Origin of the sequence: Massilia sp. TWR1-2-2, from assembly GCF_049897565.1 — a bacterium.
Lineage (GTDB): Bacteria > Pseudomonadota > Gammaproteobacteria > Burkholderiales > Burkholderiaceae_D > JAFCUW01.
Genome location: NZ_JAFCWM010000008.1, coordinates 147,724 through 162,899 on the forward strand (window position 1 = coordinate 147,724; position 15,176 = coordinate 162,899).

Genomic DNA, 15,176 nt, shown 5'->3' on the forward strand with positions numbered 1-15,176 from the left:
CGCATAGAAGAAGGACAGGAATGCCTCATATCGACAGCAAGCTCAATCCACGCAGCGATGATTTCAAGGCCAACGCGGCCGCCATGCAGATCATCGTCGACGACCTGCACGCCAGGGTCACCGCCGTAGCGGCCGGCGGCGGCGCTGCCGCCAGCGCCAAACATGTCGCGCGCGGCAAGCTGCTGCCGCGCGACCGCGTGCAGATGCTGCTCGATCCGGGCACGCCCTTCCTCGAATTTTCCCAGCTGGCCGCCTACGGCATGTACCAGGATGCCAAGGGCGCCGACTCGGCCCCGAGCGCCGGCATCATCACCGGCATCGGCCGCGTCTCGGGCCAGGAATGCGTAATCGTCTGTAACGACGCCACCGTCAAGGGCGGCACCTACTACCCGATCACCGTCAAGAAGCACCTGCGCGCGCAGGAGATCGCCGACCAGAACAACCTGCCGTGCATCTACCTGGTCGACTCGGGCGGCGCCAACCTGCCCAACCAGGACGACGTGTTCCCCGACCGCGATCACTTCGGCCGCATCTTCTTCAACCAGGCCAATTTGTCGGCCAAGGGTATCCCGCAGATCGCCGTCGTCATGGGTTCGTGCACCGCCGGCGGCGCCTACGTGCCGGCCATGAGCGACGAGTCGATCATCGTGAAAGAGCAAGGCACCATTTTCCTCGGCGGCCCGCCGCTCGTCAAAGCGGCCACCGGTGAAGTCGTCAGCGCCGAAGACCTCGGCGGCGGTGACGTCCACACCCGCCTGTCCGGCGTGGTCGACCACCTGGCGCAAAACGACCTGCACGCACTGTCGCTGGCGCGCACGATCGTGTCGAACCTGAACCGCACCAAGCCGCAGCAGATGGCGCTGAAAGAGTCGGTCGAGCCGAAGTATCCGGCCAAGGAGCTGTACGGCGTGATCCCGGTCGACACCCGCAAGCCGTTCGACGTGCGCGAAGTCATCGCCCGCATCGTCGACGGCAGCGAGTTCGACGAATTCAAGGCGCGCTACGGCACCACCCTGATCTGCGGCTTCGCCCATATCTACGGCGTCAAGGTCGGCATCATCGCCAACAACGGCATCCTGTTCTCGGAGTCGGCCCTCAAGGCGACCCACTTCATCGAGCTGTGCTGCCAGCGCAAGATCCCGCTGGTCTTTTTACAGAACATCACCGGCTTCATGGTCGGACGCAAATACGAAAACGAAGGCATCGCCCGCAACGGCGCCAAGATGGTCACCGCGGTGGCCACCGCGTCGGTGCCGAAGTTCACCGTCATCATCGGCGGCAGCTTCGGCGCCGGCAACTACGGCATGTGCGGCCGCGCCTTCTCGCCGCGCTTCCTGTGGATGTGGCCGAACGCGCGCATCTCCGTGATGGGCGGCGACCAGGCCGCCAGCGTGCTGGCAACCGTCAAGCGCGACGGCATCGAAGGCAAGGGCGGCGCCTGGAGCGCCGCGGAAGAAGCGGCGTTCAAGCAGCCGATCAAGGAACAGTACGAACACCAGGGCCACCCGTACTACGCCACCGCGCGCTTGTGGGACGACGGCGTGATCGATCCGGCCGACACGCGCATGGTGCTCGGCCTCGGTTTGTCGGCCGCGCTCAACGCCGAAATCGGCGACACGAAGTTCGGCGTCTTCCGGATGTAAGGGGAACACAGATGAACTGGCAGGCTATCGACATCACGATGCACGAACGCGTCGCCACCGTCACGCTCGACCGCCCCGACGTGCGCAACGCCTTCAACGAAGCGACCATCGCCGAACTGGCGCTCGCTTTCGATGAACTGGGCCGCGACGAGGATGTGCGCGCCATCGTGCTGGCCGCGAACGGCAGCGCGTTCTGCGCCGGCGGCGACTTGAACTGGATGAAGCAGATGGCCGGCTACTCGGACGCCGAAAACCGCGCCGACGCCGCCAAGCTGGCCGCCATGCTGCGCACGATTTACCTGTGCCCGAAACCGGTCGTCGCCCGCATCCAGGGCGACTGCTACGCCGGCGGCATGGGCCTGGTCGCCGCCTGCGACATCGCCGTGGCGCTCGAGGAAGCGAACTTCTGCCTCAGCGAAGTCAAGCTCGGGCTGATCCCGGCCACCATTTCACCATACGTCATCAAGGCGATGGGCGAGAACGCTGCGCGCCGCTACTTCCTCACGGCCGAACGCTTTTCCGCGCGCGAGGCGCACCGCATCGGCTTCGTGCATGAAGTGGTGCCGGCGGCCGACCTCGATACCACCGTTGCCGCCATCATCAAGGCGCTCGTTGGCAACAGCCCGAACGCGGTGAAGGAAGCGAAGGTACTGGTGCGCGACATGGCCGGGCGCCCGGTCGACGATGCGCTGCTGGCCGACAGCGCCGAGCGCATCGCCGCCATCCGCGCATCGGGCGAAGGACGCGAAGGCGTCGCTTCCTTCCTCGAAAAACGCAAGCCTTCATGGCTGGACTGAGTCCCGTGGAAGCCGATAACTCCGCCACCGACTGGGTCGCCCGCAGCCTGAAAAGCGTCTGGCATCCCTGCACGCAGATGCAGCACCACGAAACGGTGCCGCTGGTGGCGGTCAGCCATGGCCGCGGCGCCTGGCTGTACGACCATGACGGCAAGCGCTATCTGGACGCCATCAGCTCCTGGTGGGTCAACCTGTTCGGCCACGCCAACGCGCGCATCAACGCCGAACTGAAGGACCAGCTCGACCGGCTCGAGCACGCGATGCTGGCCGGCTTCACGCACGAGCCGGTGGTGCGCCTGTCGGAGCAGCTGTCGAACATGACCGGCAATGTGCTTGGCCACGCGTTCTACGCATCCGACGGCGCCTCGGCGGTGGAAATTGCGCTGAAGATGAGCTTTCACGCGTGGCGCAACGCCGGCCGCGCCGCCAAGCAGGAATTCGTCTGCCTGAAGGGCAGTTACCACGGCGAGACGATCGGTGCACTGGCCGTCACCGACGTCGCGCTGTTCAAGGACGCCTACGGCCCGCTGCTGCGCGCCGCCCGCGTGGTCGCCTCGCCCGACGCGCGCGGCGCGCTGGAAGGCGAATCTGCGCAGGACGTCGCCCGCCGCGCCGCGCAGGATGTCGAAGCGCTGTTTGCCGAGCGGGCCGACCACATCGCCGCCATCATCGTCGAGCCGCTGGTGCAGTGCGCCACCGGCATGGCGATGCACGACCCGCTGTACCTGCAGCTGGTGCGCGCGCTGTGCGACCGCTACCAGGTGCACATGATCGTCGACGAGATCGCGGTCGGCTGCGGTCGCACCGGCACCTTTTTCGCCTGCGAGCAGGCCGCCATCTGGCCGGACTTCTTGTGCCTGTCGAAGGGCATCAGCGGCGGCTACCTGCCGCTGTCGCTGGTACTGACGCGCGACGAGATCTACCAGGCCTTCTACAGCACCGACGTCACGCGCGGCTTCCTGCATTCGCACTCGTACACCGGCAATCCGCTGGCCTGCCGCGCGGCGCTGGCGACGCTGGCGATCTTCCGCGACGACGATGTCCTGAACCGCAACAAGCTGCGCGCGGCCAGACTGACTGCGGCGCTCGCGCCACTGGCCGACGACGCGCGCGTGCGCCACTTCCGACAGCGCGGCATGATCTGGGCGTTCGACGCCGTCGAACCGGATCCGGCACGCGCCGCCACTTTCTCGCGCCGCTTCTTTGCCGCCGCGCTCGAGAACGAACTGCTGCTGCGCCCGATCGGCACCACTGTCTACCTGATGCCGCCGTACGTGCTGGATGACGACGAGAGCGCGCTGCTGGCCGCGCGCACCCGCAAGGTATTCGACCAGGTGATGCAAGCCTGATGGACATGATCGCCAACATCGACCGCCTGCTGCTCGACCTCGACGAGCGCAGCCTGACGCGCCGCCGCCGCGCGGTCGACACGCCGTGCGCGCCGCGCCTGGAAGTCGAAGGCCGGCCGCTGCTGGCGTTCTGCAGCAATGACTACCTTGGCCTGGCGTCCCATCCTGCGGTGGTCGCCGCGCTGCGAGAAGGCGCCGCGCTGTACGGCGCCGGCAGCGGCGCGTCGCACCTGATCAGCGGCCATGGCCTCGCCCACACTCAGCTGGAAGAGCGCCTGGCCGAATTCGAAAGCCCCCACCTCGACAACGCCCGCGCCATCACTTTCTCCACCGGCTACATGGCCAACCTGGCGATCCTGACCGCGCTTGGCGCCGACGCCGGCGCGGAGATATTTTCCGAGCAGCTCAATCACGCCTCGCTGATCGACGGTGCCCGCCTGGCGCGCGCGCAGGTGAAGGTGTATCCGCACGCCGGCGTCGCCGAACTGGCGGCGCTGCTGGCAGCCAGCACGGCGCCGACCAAAATCGTCGTCACCGACAGCGTCTTCAGCATGGACGGCGACCTGGCGCCGCTGCCGGACCTGCTGGCGCTGTGCGAACGCCACAACGCCTGGCTGGTGGTGGACGACGCGCACGGCTTCGGCACCCTCGGCGCCAACGGCCGCGGCGCGCTCGAACACTTCGACCTGCGCTCGCCCAACCTGGTCTACATGGGCACCCTCGGCAAGGCGGCCGGCGTGGCCGGCGCGTTTGTCGCCGCGCACGCCAGCGTGATCGAATTGATGATCCAGCGCGCGCGCCCATACATCTACACCACCGCTGCGCCGCCGGCGCTGGCGCATGCGCTCTTGACCAGCCTCGATATCATCAGCGGCGCCGAGGGCGCGGCCCGCCGCGCGCACCTGGCGTCGCTGGTCGGGCGTTTTCGCGCCGGTCTGCGGCTGGAGCGCTGGCAGCACCCGCCGTCGGATACGGCGATCCAGCCGATCATCATCGGCGCCAACGACGAAGCGCTGCGCGCCGGCGCCGGCCTGTACGGCCAGGGCCTGTGGGTGCCGGCGATCCGCCCGCCGACCGTCCCTGCCGATACCGCGCGCCTGCGCGTGACGCTGTCGGCCGCCCACACCCACGAAGACGTCGCGCAGCTTGCCGCGGCGCTCAACCAGCTGGAAAGGACTTGAGATGAGCCTTAACGATCCCGTCGACCCCGCGGTCGCCACCGTCACCGCCGGCGCCCCTGTGCTCGAAACCGAGCCGAAAGCCCAGGCAGTGGGCGGCCTGCCGTCGCGCTTTTCCTGTTTCGTCACCGGCACCGACACCGAAATCGGCAAGACGCTGGTGTCGTCTGCGATCCTTCACAAGCTGGTGTCGGGCGGCGTGCGCGCCTGCGGCATGAAGCCGATTGCCGCCGGCGCCGTGATGGTTGACGGCGAATTGCACAACGACGACGCCGACGCGCTGATCGCCGCCTCCAACGTGCACCTGCCGGCCAACCTGACCACGCCGTACATGCTGCGCGCGGCGGCGGCGCCGCACATCGCCGCCGCGCTCGACGGCGTGACGATCGAATCGGTACCGATCATCGCCGCCTACGCCGAAATCGCCGCCGCCTCCGACGCCGTGGTGGTCGAAGGCGTGGGCGGCTTCCGCGTGCCGCTGTCCGACGACTTCGACAGCGCCGACCTGGCCGCGCAACTGAACCTGCCGATGGTGCTGGTGGTCGGCCTGCGCCTCGGCTGCATCAGCCACAGCCTGCTGACGATCGAGGCAATCGTCGCGCGCAACCTGGTGGTGGCCGGCTGGGTCGTCAACGAGATCGACCCCGACATGGAATTCGCCGACGAAAACGTCGCCGCCCTGCAACAGCGCATTCCGGCGCCGCTTCTCGGCCGCATTCCCTACCTTGACAATCCAACGGCCGCCAGCGCGGCCGAATACATCGAACTCGCGCGGCTGCCTGGCTGGCCGCCCGTGCAAGACTAAACAGCATCAACGCAAAGGATCCACCATGTCCCAATCACTGTCGTTTGTCCGTCCGGGCGCGCCCATCACCTTGCCGGAGGCGGCTACCTGGCCGCTGGCCGACGTGCTGGCGCTGTTCGAGCTGCCGTTCAACGACCTGATGTTCCAGGCGCAGTCGGCGCACCGCGCCAACTTCCCCGAAGGCGACGTCGAACTGGCGACCCTGCTGTCGATCAAGACCGGCGGCTGCGAAGAAGATTGCGGCTACTGCCCGCAGGCGGCGCGCTACGACACCGGCGTCGAGGCCAAGAAGCTGCTCGGCATCGACACCGTGCTCGACGCCGCGCGCCAGGCCAAGGCCAACGGCGCCACGCGCTTTTGCATGGGCGCCGCCTGGCGCGGCCCGAAGGACCGCGATATGGACAAGGTCGAAGAGATGGTGCGCGAAGTCAAAGCGCTGGGCCTTGAGACCTGCGCCACGCTAGGCATGCTCGAAGAAGGCCAGGCCGACCGCCTGAAGAACGCCGGCCTCGATTACTACAACCACAATCTCGATACCGCGCCCGAGTTCTACAACAACGTCATCTCGACGCGCGAATACCAGGATCGCCTCGACACGCTCGGCAAGGTGCGCAGCGCCGGCCTGAAGGTGTGCTGCGGCGGCATCGTCGGCATGGGCGAGACGCGTGCCCAGCGCGCCGGCCTCATCGCCCAGCTGGCAAACCTGAATCCTTATCCGGAATCGGTGCCGGTCAATCACCTGGTGCAGGTCGAAGGCACGCCGCTGCACGGGCTCGATCCGCTCGACCCGTTCGAATTCGTGCGCACCATCGCGGTGGCGCGCATCACCATGCCGAAGGCGCGCGTGCGCCTGTCGGCAGGGCGGCGCCAGATGGGCGAAGCGGTGCAGGCGATGTGCTTCCTGGCCGGCGCCAATTCGATTTTTTACGGCGACAAGCTGCTCACGACGGACAACCCGGAAGCGTCCGACGACCGCGCCCTGCTCGAAAAGCTGGGCCTTGTCACGCGCGCCTCCACGCTCGACTCGGCGCCAAAAGCGGCCTGCGGAGGCTAAGTTCTCTTATTCACTGATCAACCAAGCTTCGGGAATCAACGCATGTTCAATAAAATCCTCATCGCCAACCGCGGCGAAATCGCCTGCCGGGTAGCGGCCACCGCGCGCCGCCTGGGCATCAAGACCGTGGCGGTGTATTCCGAAGCCGACGCCGGCGCGAAACACGTGGCGGTCTGCGACGAGGCGGTCCTGATCGGTCCCGCCGCGGCCAAGGAAAGCTACCTGTGCGGCGACAAGATCATCGCCGTCGCGCTGGCCACCGGCGCCGAAGCGATCCATCCGGGCTATGGCTTCCTGTCCGAGAACGCCGACTTCGCCGACGCCTGCCTGGCCGCCGGCCTGGTCTTCATCGGGCCGCCGGCTTCAAGCATGCGGGCGATGGGTTCGAAGTCGGCCGCCAAGTCGCTGATGGAGCACGCCGACGTGCCGCTGGTGCCGGGTTACCACGGCGACGAGCAGGATCCGGACTTTTTGCAGGCGCAGGGCGACCGCATCGGCTACCCGGTGCTGCTGAAGGCGTCGGCCGGCGGCGGCGGCAAGGGCATGCGCGTGATCGAGAAGTCGGAAGACTTCAAGGCGGCGCTGGCTTCGTGCAAGCGCGAGGCGATCAGCTCCTTCGGCGACGACAAGGTGCTGGCCGAAAAATACCTGACGCGCCCGCGCCACATCGAGATCCAGGTATTCGCCGACAGCCACGGCAACTGCGTCTACCTGCATGAGCGTGACTGCTCGGTGCAGCGGCGCCACCAGAAGGTGCTGGAAGAAGCTCCGGCGCCGAACATGCCGCCGGAGCGGCGCGCCGCCATGGGCCAGGCCGCGGTGGCGGCGGCCAAGGCGGTCGGCTACGTCGGCGCCGGCACCGTCGAATTCATCGCCAACCAGGACGGCTCGTTCTACTTCATGGAAATGAACACGCGCCTGCAGGTCGAGCATCCGGTCACCGAGATGATCACCGGGACCGACCTGGTGGAGTGGCAGTTGCGCGTCGCCTTTGGCGAACCGCTGCCGATGGCGCAGCACGAACTGGCGATCCATGGCCACTCGATTGAAGCGCGCATCTACGCCGAAAACCCCGAGAAGGGCTTCCTGCCGTCGATCGGCACCTTGCGCCACATGGATAGCCCAGGCGCGGTCAGCTTCGAGCTCGGCGCCGGCGCCAACGGCGATCCGGCGCCGGTGCGCATCGATTCGGGCGTGCGCGAAGGCGATGCCATTTCGCCGTTCTACGACCCGATGATCGCCAAACTGATCGTCTGGGGCGCCGACCGCACCCAGGCGCTGGCGCGCATGTCGACCGCGCTGGCCGAGTTCCGCATCGTCGGCCTGGCCACCAACATCGCCTTCCTCAAGCGCCTGGTCGAAGGCAGCGCGTTCGCGCAGGCCGACCTCGACACGGGCCTCATCGAGCGCAACGGCGACTCCCTGTTCCCGGCGCCGGCAGCCGCGCCGCTCGGCGCGCTGGCGTTTGCAGCGGCGGCCCTGATCGCCGCGGAGAAGCAGGCAGCGGTGGCCGTTTCGGCCAACCGCGACGACCCGTTCGGCAACGCGCTCGGCTGGCGCCTGAACGGCAACTACCGGCGCCAGCTCTCGTTCGCCGACGATTACACCGCCGGCACCGAGCAGAACGATTACAAGCTGGGCGTGACGTACCACACAGGCGGCTGGCATCTCGACCTGGACGGCGTCGAAGCCGACATGGAATTGATGGCGCGCGACGGCGCCGAACTGTCGATCAAGCTGGGCGCCGCGTCGATGCACGGCGCGGTGCGCCGCGACGGCAAGAACTTCCACGTGTTCACCGGCGGCCGCCATTTCGTCCTGGCCTACAACGACCCGATGGCGCATGCCGGCGAGCTTGAGGCGGCCGGCGGTCGCCTGACCGCGCCGATGCCCGGCAAGGTGGTGGCGGTGCTGGCGTCCAAGGGACAGCAGGTCAAGAAGGGCGATCCGCTGGTGATCATGGAAGCGATGAAGATGGAGCACACGATCGCCGCGCCGGCCGACGGCCTGGTCGAGGAAATCCTGTACCAAGTCGGCGACCAGGTGGCCGATGGCGCGCCGCTGCTCGCTTTCGCTGTGGAGTAAACACTCAATCGAGGAAACCAGCGTGCGAATTCTTCTCTACCGGCCCGACGGCCAGCTCGATCCCTGGGTGCGCGATTTTGCCGCGGTGATGCCGGGCGTCGGCGTCCTGGTGTGGCGGGAAGAGATGCAGGAAGCGGTGTGCGACTACGCGGTGCTGTGGGCGCCGCCGGCAGCGCTGCTGGCGCAGCTGACGCATGTGAAAGCGATTTTTCTGGCCGGCGCCGGCGTCGACGCGTTGCTCAAGTTCGGCGACGCGCTGCCGGCCGCGCCGATCATCCGTCTGGGCGACGCCGGCATGGCGGTGCAGATGGCCGAATACGTGGCGCACGCGGTGCTGCGCTACTTCCGCCGTTTCGACGACTACGAGAAGCAGGCGCGCCGCGGCATCTGGGCGCCGCTGCCGCCGTTCGAGAAGCAGGACTTCAGCATCGGCGTGCTCGGCATGGGCAAGCTGGGTAGCCGCGTGCTCGAGACGATGGGCCACTTCGGCTTTCCCTTGCGCGGCTGGAGCCGCACGCCCAAGCAGGTCGACGGCGTCGCCTGCTACGCCGGCATGGACAGCCTGGACGCCTTCCTCGCGGGCACGCGCGTACTGGTGTGCATGCTGCCGCTGACGCCTGAGACAACCGCGCTGCTCGACCGCGCCAGGATGTCGCAACTGCCGCAGGGCGCTTACCTGATCAACGTCGCCCGCGGCGCGCTGGTGGCCGAACCGGACCTGCTGACGCTGATCCGCTCGGGCCACCTGGCCGGCGCCACGCTCGACGTGTTCCGCAACGAGCCGCTGCCGGCGCCGCATCCGTTCTGGGAAGAGCCGCGCATCAGCATGACCCCGCATATTTCGGCGCTCACGGTGCTGCACGACAGCGTGCTGCAGATCGCCGGCAAGATCAACGCACTTGAAAACGGCGAGCCGGTGGCGGACGTCGTCGACCGCAGCAAAGGATACTGAGATGAACACACAAGCTAATTTGCCGGGCAAGGTCAAGATCGTCGAAGTGGGCCCGCGCGACGGCCTGCAGAACGAGAAGGAGTCGGTGTCGGCAGCGGTCAAGGTCGAGCTGGTGGACCGCTTGTCGCGCGCCGGATTCCTCAACATCGAGGCGGCGTCGTTCGTGTCGCCGAAATGGGTGCCGCAGATGGCCACCAGTACTGAGGTGATGGCGCAGATCACGCGCCGGCCCGGCACCATCTATTCGGCGCTGACGCCCAACATGCAAGGTTTCGAGGCGGCGCTGGCGGCCGGCGCGGGCGAGGTGGTGATCTTCGGCTCTGCCTCCGAGGCCTTCTCGCAAAAGAACATCAACTGTTCGATCGCCGAATCGATTGCCCGTTTCGAGCCGGTGGCAAAGGCGGCCAAGGCGAACGGCCTGCGCCTGCGCGCATCGGTCAGCTGCGCGTTCGGCTGCCCGTACCAGGGCGAGGTGCCGGAGGATGCGGTGGCCGATGTGGTGGCGCGCATGCGCGACCTGGGCTGCGACGAGATCGACATCGCCGACACCATCGGCGTGGCGACGGCGCGCAAGACGCAGTCGGTGATGCTGCGCGCGGCCGGAGCATTTCGGCTCGACGGCATCTCCGGCCACTTCCACGATACCTACGGCCAGGCGCTGGCGAACATCTATGCCAGCCTGGAAGTGGGCGTGTCGATTTTTCACTCGTCGGTGTCCGGGCTGGGCGGCTGCCCGTACGCGAAGGGGGCGACCGGCAACGTCGCCACCGAGGACGTGCTGTACCTGATGCAGGGGTTGGGAATCGAGACCGGGATCGATCTCGACATGGTGGTGGACGCCGGTCAGTTCATCTCGCAGCAGCTGGGCCGCAAGGGCGCCAGCCGCGCCGGCAATGCGTTAGCCGCACGCCGCCTCGCTTGAGATGCGCGTGCGCCGCAGCGTGTAGCTGCCCAGCGCCAGCCCGGCCGCCAGCAGCATCAAGGAGAACGGCGACGGGCCCGGCGCGAACAGCGCCTGCATGCCGGACTGGCCGCCGGCCAGTTCGCCCGCCGGCGTGCCGAGCGGCGCGTACCTGACGCTGGCGACCGGACCGGTCAACACGGTTCGCGCGACCAGGTCGGGCAACTCGCGCGCCACGGCGACGCTGCGGTTCCACACGTCCATGTCGAGTTGATCGGCGCCCGACAGGGCCAGCAACTGCAGGCTCGCTTCGGCAGGCGCGCCGAGCGACGCGCTTTGCGTGATGGTGCCGGCGTTGGCGGTGAGTGCGCAAAGGCACAGTGCGGCGATGGAGAAACAGCTTGCCTTGTTCATCATGACCTCGGTAGTGAACGGAAGGGATTGACCGTGCGACGAAGTCATATTATTTCCGTGCGGCAATGAGGTCTTTGCACTAGCGCAGAACTTTGGCGATCAATGAAGGTCAGGAAGAAGGAAGAGGCAGAAACGACAAAGCCGACGAAAAATCGTCGGCTTTGTCGTTGATGCTAAATACTGGTCGGAGTACAAGGATTCGAACCTTGGACCCCCTGGTCCCAAACCAGGTGCGCTACCGGACTGCGCCACACTCCGAGGACCCGAATCATAACGGCTCGACCCGGCCCGGTCAAGGGTTGGCCGCCTTTTTTATGAGTTTTCCGGCATACCGGTTGCCATCCGTACAAGTTATGCGACCATAGGCCACCAAAAATTTGCCCAACAGCGTGAACCGAACCCTGACATTCCAAAGCGAAACTAGCGGCCTGCGTGTGCCGCCCCTGCTGGTGGGGCTGGCGCTGTCGTTCCTGCTGCACGCCGCGTGGCTGTTCGCCTGGCGCCAGGAGCCGGCTCCGCGCCAGCAGGCCGAGCCCGCGCGCGCGCCCCTGGTGCTGCGGCTGCGCCCGCCGTCGCCGGAGCCGCCCAAGGCCGAGCCGGCGCCATCGGCCGCCAGCGCGCCGCGCGCGCAGGCCGCCAAGGCGAAGCGGCGCGTGGCGCCCGACGTCATTGCGCTGCCGCAGCAGCCGGATGCGGCACCGCCGGCGCCGGACGCCTTCACGGTGGAGCCGCCGGCGCCGTCCGCGCCCAGGTTCGATCCCGAAGCGGCGCGCAAGATGGCGCGCCTGCTGGCGAACGCGCCTGATCCGGCGCGCGAAGGCATGGCCGTGGCCCAGCTGCCGAAAAAGGAACTCGAGACCGAAACTAGGGCTGCGCGCGCGATCGGCCGGGCCAAGCGGCGCAACTGCAAGGATGGCGTTCCGGGCGGGCTGCTGGCGCCGTTCATCCTGCTGCTCGACAAGAAAGACAGCGGCTGCAAGTGGTGATGTATGCAAACATGCCGCGGTCAGCGCCATGCCCCATCATGCCGGGGTCAGTGCCGACATTCGGACACAGGCTCAACACTAAGGCTGATTGTACCCATCATGCCGGGGTCAGTGCCGACATTCGGACACAGGCTCAACACTAAGGCTGATTGTACCGACGAGGCCGTGTCCGTTTGTCGGCACTGACCCCGCAGGTTCCTCAAAGCGTCCTGTCGCGGCGGCACCCTCCACCCCACCAGGGTCAGTGCCGACATTCGGACACTGGCTCAGCGCTAGGAGCAGACTACCGACGAGCCCGTGTCCGTTTGTCGGCACTGACCCCGGGGGTTCCCCGCAGGTTCGTGTCCGTTTGTCGGCACTGACCCCCGCAGGTTCACTGACCCCGGGGGTTCGTCAAGCCTGGTGGCCCTTGATGGCGAGGGCGCGGTCGTACAACGCATTTTTCTTGCGGCCGGTGATCTGCGCGGCCAGGCTGGCAGCCTGCTTGACCGAGCATTCGCCCAGCAGGATGTTGAGGATGCGCTCGGCCTCGATCTCCTCGGCGTCGCTGCCGGCCACCGCGCCTTCGACCAGCACCACGTACTCGCCCTTTTCGCGGTGGGCATCGGCCTTCACCCACGCCAGCGCCTCTCCAAGCGGACAGCGGTGGATCTCTTCGAACAGCTTCGTCAGTTCGCGCGCGAACACGACCTGGCGCGTCGGCTCGAACACGCCGGCCAGCGCCTCGACGCAATCGAGGATGCGGTGCGGCGCCTCGTACAACACCAGCGTCGCCGGCACCGCAACCAGTTCCTGCAAGGCCGTTTCGCGCTGCCTGGCCTTGGCCGGGAGGAAGCCGACGAAGTAGAAACGGTCGTTGACCAGGCCGCTGGCCGACAGCGCCGTGATGGCCGCCGAGGCGCCCGGCAGCGGCAGCACCCGCAGCCCGGCCGCGCGCACGGCGTCGACGATGCGCGCACCAGGGTCGGACACGCCCGGCGTGCCGGCGTCGGACACCAGCGCGATGCGCTCGCCGGCCAGCAGGCGCGCGATCAGCTTGTCGGCCACTTCACGCTCGTTGTGCTGGTGCGCCGCGATCATCGGCTTGGACAGGCCGAAGCGCGTCAGCAAGTTGCCGGTGTTGCGCGTGTCCTCGCAGGCCACCGCGTCGACCAGCGCCAGCACTTGCAGCGCGCGCAAGCTGATGTCGGTCACGTTGCCGATCGGAGTGGCGACAATGTACAGTGTTGCGGTAGGATAGGATTGGTTGGCCGCTTCGCCGATAACGGGAAGTTGCGCGATCGGACTGGACTGGATTTCTGTCATAAGGATTGTGATGCCGATTAAAAGTCTCAAGGGCCTGTTCGCCGCGCTTGCAGGAATAACGATGCTGTCGCTGGGCGGCTGCAGCACGCCATGCGAGTTGCCGGGCCGATCGTGCGCGCCTGTCGAATCATACAGTGCGGTGCCGCCGCCGGCACGCGCGGTCGACAGGCCGCGGGCCGACGCCGTGCTGCCACCGCCGGCCGCGCGGCCCGAACCGGCCGCGCCGATGCAGACCATGCCGGTCGAGCCGCCCGACGCGGCGCCGGCGGCCAAACGCGCCGTGCGCATCGGCCTGATGCTGCCGCTGCGCTCGGCGGCGCTCGGCACCCCGGCCGACGCCCTGCGCGCCGGTTTCATGGCCGCCTGGGAGCGCGACCGCGCCGGCTTCACCGTCAACCTGATCGACACCGGCGACAGCCCGCAAGAGACGCTCGACGCCTACGTCGGCGCGCTCAGGCAAAACGATATCGTGGTCGGCCCGCTGGCCCGTTCGGCCGTCACCGCGCTGGCCACCAGTGCCCTGGTGACCAAGCCGACCATCGCCCTGAACCACCCGGAAGCGACTGCCCGCGCGGTGACCTTGCCGGCGCAGATGCTGGTGATCGGCCTGTCGATCGAAGACGAAGCGCGCCAGGTGGCCAAGTGGGCCGCGTCCGAGCATCCCGGCGGCGCGGCGCTGATCGTGTCCGGCGCGTCGGCCTGGCAGCGCCGCATCGCCAACAGTTTCGCGGCGCAGTGGAAGCAGCTGGGCTACAAGTCGCAGACGATCGTGCTGGCCGACTCGAACGGCTACCTGAACGAAGCGGCCCTCGGCCAGCTGCGCACGCAGATCACGACGACCCCGCCGACCTTCGTGTTCACCGCGCTCGACCCGAGCCAGGCCGGCCAGGTGCGCGGCGCTGTCGGCGCCGACCTGCCCGCCTACGGCACTTCGTCGGTCAATCCAGGACCGGATGCATCGATCGCTGAACTCGACGGCATGCGCCTGCTCGACATGCCTTGGCAGGTGCAGCCGTCGCACCAGGCGGTGATGGTCTATCCGCGCTGGCTCGGCACCACCCGCACGCTCGACATGGATCGCCTGTATGCGCTCGGCATCGACGCCTTCCGGGTGGCGCGCGAAATCGCGCAGCGCCCGGGCGCCGACTTCGTACTCGATGGTGTCACCGGCCGCCTGTCGGTCAGCTTCGGCAGAGGGCAGGCGCGCTTCGAGCGGGTGCAGCCGGCCGCGGTGTACCAGGGCGGCGGCTATACCCTGGTGCCTGACGGGCGCTGACCATGTGGGGCAGCCGCCTCAGCGCCAAGCAGGAAAAGGGCCGGTACTGGGAGCAGGTGGCGCTGGCGCACCTGCAGCGCCACGGCCTGCTGCTGGTGGAAGCGAATTTCCAGTGCAAGGGCGGCGAGATCGACCTGGTCATGCGCGAGGCCGACACGCTGGTGTTCATCGAAGTGCGACAGCGCGCCGACGCCAGCGCCGGCGGAGCGGCCGCCAGCATCACGCCGGCCAAGATCCGGCGCCTGGTGCGCGCCGCCCAGTTCTACCTGCTGCGATTGCCGAAAACGCCGCCGTGCCGCTTCGACGTGGTGGCGATCGACGCGGGCGAGCTGACCTGGCTGCGCAACGCCATCGAAGCGTGAGTGAAGGTGTAAGCAATTTTTACCGCGCTTGCCCGCCTCAGCTGGTCACTGCACTATAATCGCCACACT

14 protein-coding genes and 1 tRNA gene are annotated in these 15,176 nt (G+C 67.6%); 12 read left to right on the plus strand and 3 right to left on the minus strand.

Features of this window, described 5'->3' with window-relative positions; genetic code table 11:
* The first annotated feature begins 20 nt into the window (after nucleotides 1-20).
* Genes ACP7DD_RS09955 through ACP7DD_RS09995 form a run of 9 tightly spaced genes read left to right on the plus strand, consistent with a single transcriptional unit; the run spans nucleotide 21 to nucleotide 10,785 of the window.
* On the plus strand, nucleotides 21-1,643 hold the full coding sequence (locus ACP7DD_RS09955; protein WP_426174630.1) for a carboxyl transferase domain-containing protein: 1,623 nt from the start codon (nucleotides 21-23) through the stop codon (nucleotides 1,641-1,643).
* 11 nt (nucleotides 1,644-1,654) lie between these two features.
* Nucleotides 1,655-2,440: an enoyl-CoA hydratase/isomerase family protein gene (locus ACP7DD_RS09960; protein ID WP_426174631.1), complete on the plus strand. Its 786-nt coding sequence runs from the start codon at nucleotides 1,655-1,657 to the stop codon at nucleotides 2,438-2,440.
* A gap of 5 nt (nucleotides 2,441-2,445) precedes the next feature.
* Nucleotides 2,446-3,789, plus strand: a complete 1,344-nt coding sequence (bioA, locus tag ACP7DD_RS09965; protein ID WP_426174633.1) for an adenosylmethionine--8-amino-7-oxononanoate transaminase — start codon at nucleotides 2,446-2,448, stop codon at nucleotides 3,787-3,789.
* Nucleotides 3,789-4,970, plus strand: coding sequence for an 8-amino-7-oxononanoate synthase (bioF, locus tag ACP7DD_RS09970; protein ID WP_426174634.1), 1,182 nt, complete (start codon nucleotides 3,789-3,791; stop codon nucleotides 4,968-4,970). Before bioA ends, bioF begins: the two co-directional genes overlap by 1 nt.
* 1 nt (nucleotide 4,971) lies before the next feature.
* Entirely contained in the window at nucleotides 4,972-5,772 is an 801-nt protein-coding gene (gene bioD / locus ACP7DD_RS09975; RefSeq protein WP_426174636.1) for a dethiobiotin synthase, read from the plus strand.
* A 25-nt stretch (nucleotides 5,773-5,797) separates the two neighbouring features.
* Nucleotides 5,798-6,826, plus strand: a complete 1,029-nt coding sequence (gene bioB, locus ACP7DD_RS09980) for a biotin synthase BioB (RefSeq protein ID WP_426174638.1) — start codon at nucleotides 5,798-5,800, stop codon at nucleotides 6,824-6,826.
* A 42-nt stretch (nucleotides 6,827-6,868) separates the two neighbouring features.
* Nucleotides 6,869-8,911, plus strand: coding sequence for an acetyl/propionyl/methylcrotonyl-CoA carboxylase subunit alpha (locus ACP7DD_RS09985; protein ID WP_426174639.1), 2,043 nt, complete (start codon nucleotides 6,869-6,871; stop codon nucleotides 8,909-8,911).
* Nucleotides 8,912-8,933: 22 nt separating this feature from the next.
* A complete protein-coding gene (locus ACP7DD_RS09990) occupies nucleotides 8,934-9,863 on the plus strand; it encodes a 2-hydroxyacid dehydrogenase (protein WP_426174640.1) in 930 nt (309 codons plus the stop codon).
* A gap of 1 nt (nucleotide 9,864) precedes the next feature.
* Nucleotides 9,865-10,785: a hydroxymethylglutaryl-CoA lyase gene (locus ACP7DD_RS09995; protein ID WP_426174642.1), complete on the plus strand. Its 921-nt coding sequence runs from the start codon at nucleotides 9,865-9,867 to the stop codon at nucleotides 10,783-10,785.
* Here the strand turns inward: ACP7DD_RS09995 and ACP7DD_RS10000 are convergent.
* Together ACP7DD_RS10000 and ACP7DD_RS10005 are read right to left on the minus strand one after the other, a co-directional pair.
* Nucleotides 10,762-11,178: a hypothetical protein gene (locus ACP7DD_RS10000; protein WP_426174643.1), complete on the minus strand. Its 417-nt coding sequence runs from the start codon at nucleotides 11,176-11,178 to the stop codon at nucleotides 10,762-10,764. The genes ACP7DD_RS09995 and ACP7DD_RS10000 overlap by 24 nt on opposite strands.
* Nucleotides 11,179-11,359: 181 nt before the next feature.
* Nucleotides 11,360-11,436, minus strand: a tRNA-Pro gene (locus ACP7DD_RS10005).
* A 131-nt stretch (nucleotides 11,437-11,567) separates the two neighbouring features.
* On the opposite strand from ACP7DD_RS10005, the gene ACP7DD_RS10010 reads away from it, so the two are divergent.
* The gene (locus tag ACP7DD_RS10010) at nucleotides 11,568-12,164 is read left to right on the plus strand and encodes a hypothetical protein (RefSeq protein ID WP_426174645.1); all 597 of its coding nucleotides are present in this window, start codon (nucleotides 11,568-11,570) and stop codon (nucleotides 12,162-12,164) included.
* Nucleotides 12,165-12,557: 393 nt separating this feature from the next.
* On the opposite strand, the gene rsmI is transcribed toward ACP7DD_RS10010, so the two are convergent.
* Entirely contained in the window at nucleotides 12,558-13,469 is a 912-nt protein-coding gene (gene rsmI / locus ACP7DD_RS10015) for a 16S rRNA (cytidine(1402)-2'-O)-methyltransferase (protein ID WP_426174647.1), read from the minus strand.
* Nucleotides 13,470-13,479: 10 nt separating this feature from the next.
* Here rsmI and ACP7DD_RS10020 point away from each other — a divergent pair, with 10 nt between their 5' ends.
* Nucleotides 13,480-14,745 (plus strand): penicillin-binding protein activator, encoded by a 1,266-nt coding sequence (locus tag ACP7DD_RS10020; protein ID WP_426174648.1) that lies wholly within the window; start codon nucleotides 13,480-13,482, stop codon nucleotides 14,743-14,745.
* 2 nt (nucleotides 14,746-14,747) lie between these two features.
* Nucleotides 14,748-15,107 carry a YraN family protein gene (locus ACP7DD_RS10025; protein ID WP_426174649.1) on the plus strand — a complete coding sequence of 120 codons (360 nt, stop codon included), beginning with the start codon at nucleotides 14,748-14,750 and terminating at the stop codon, nucleotides 15,105-15,107.
* The last annotated feature ends 69 nt before the right edge of the window (nucleotides 15,108-15,176 follow it).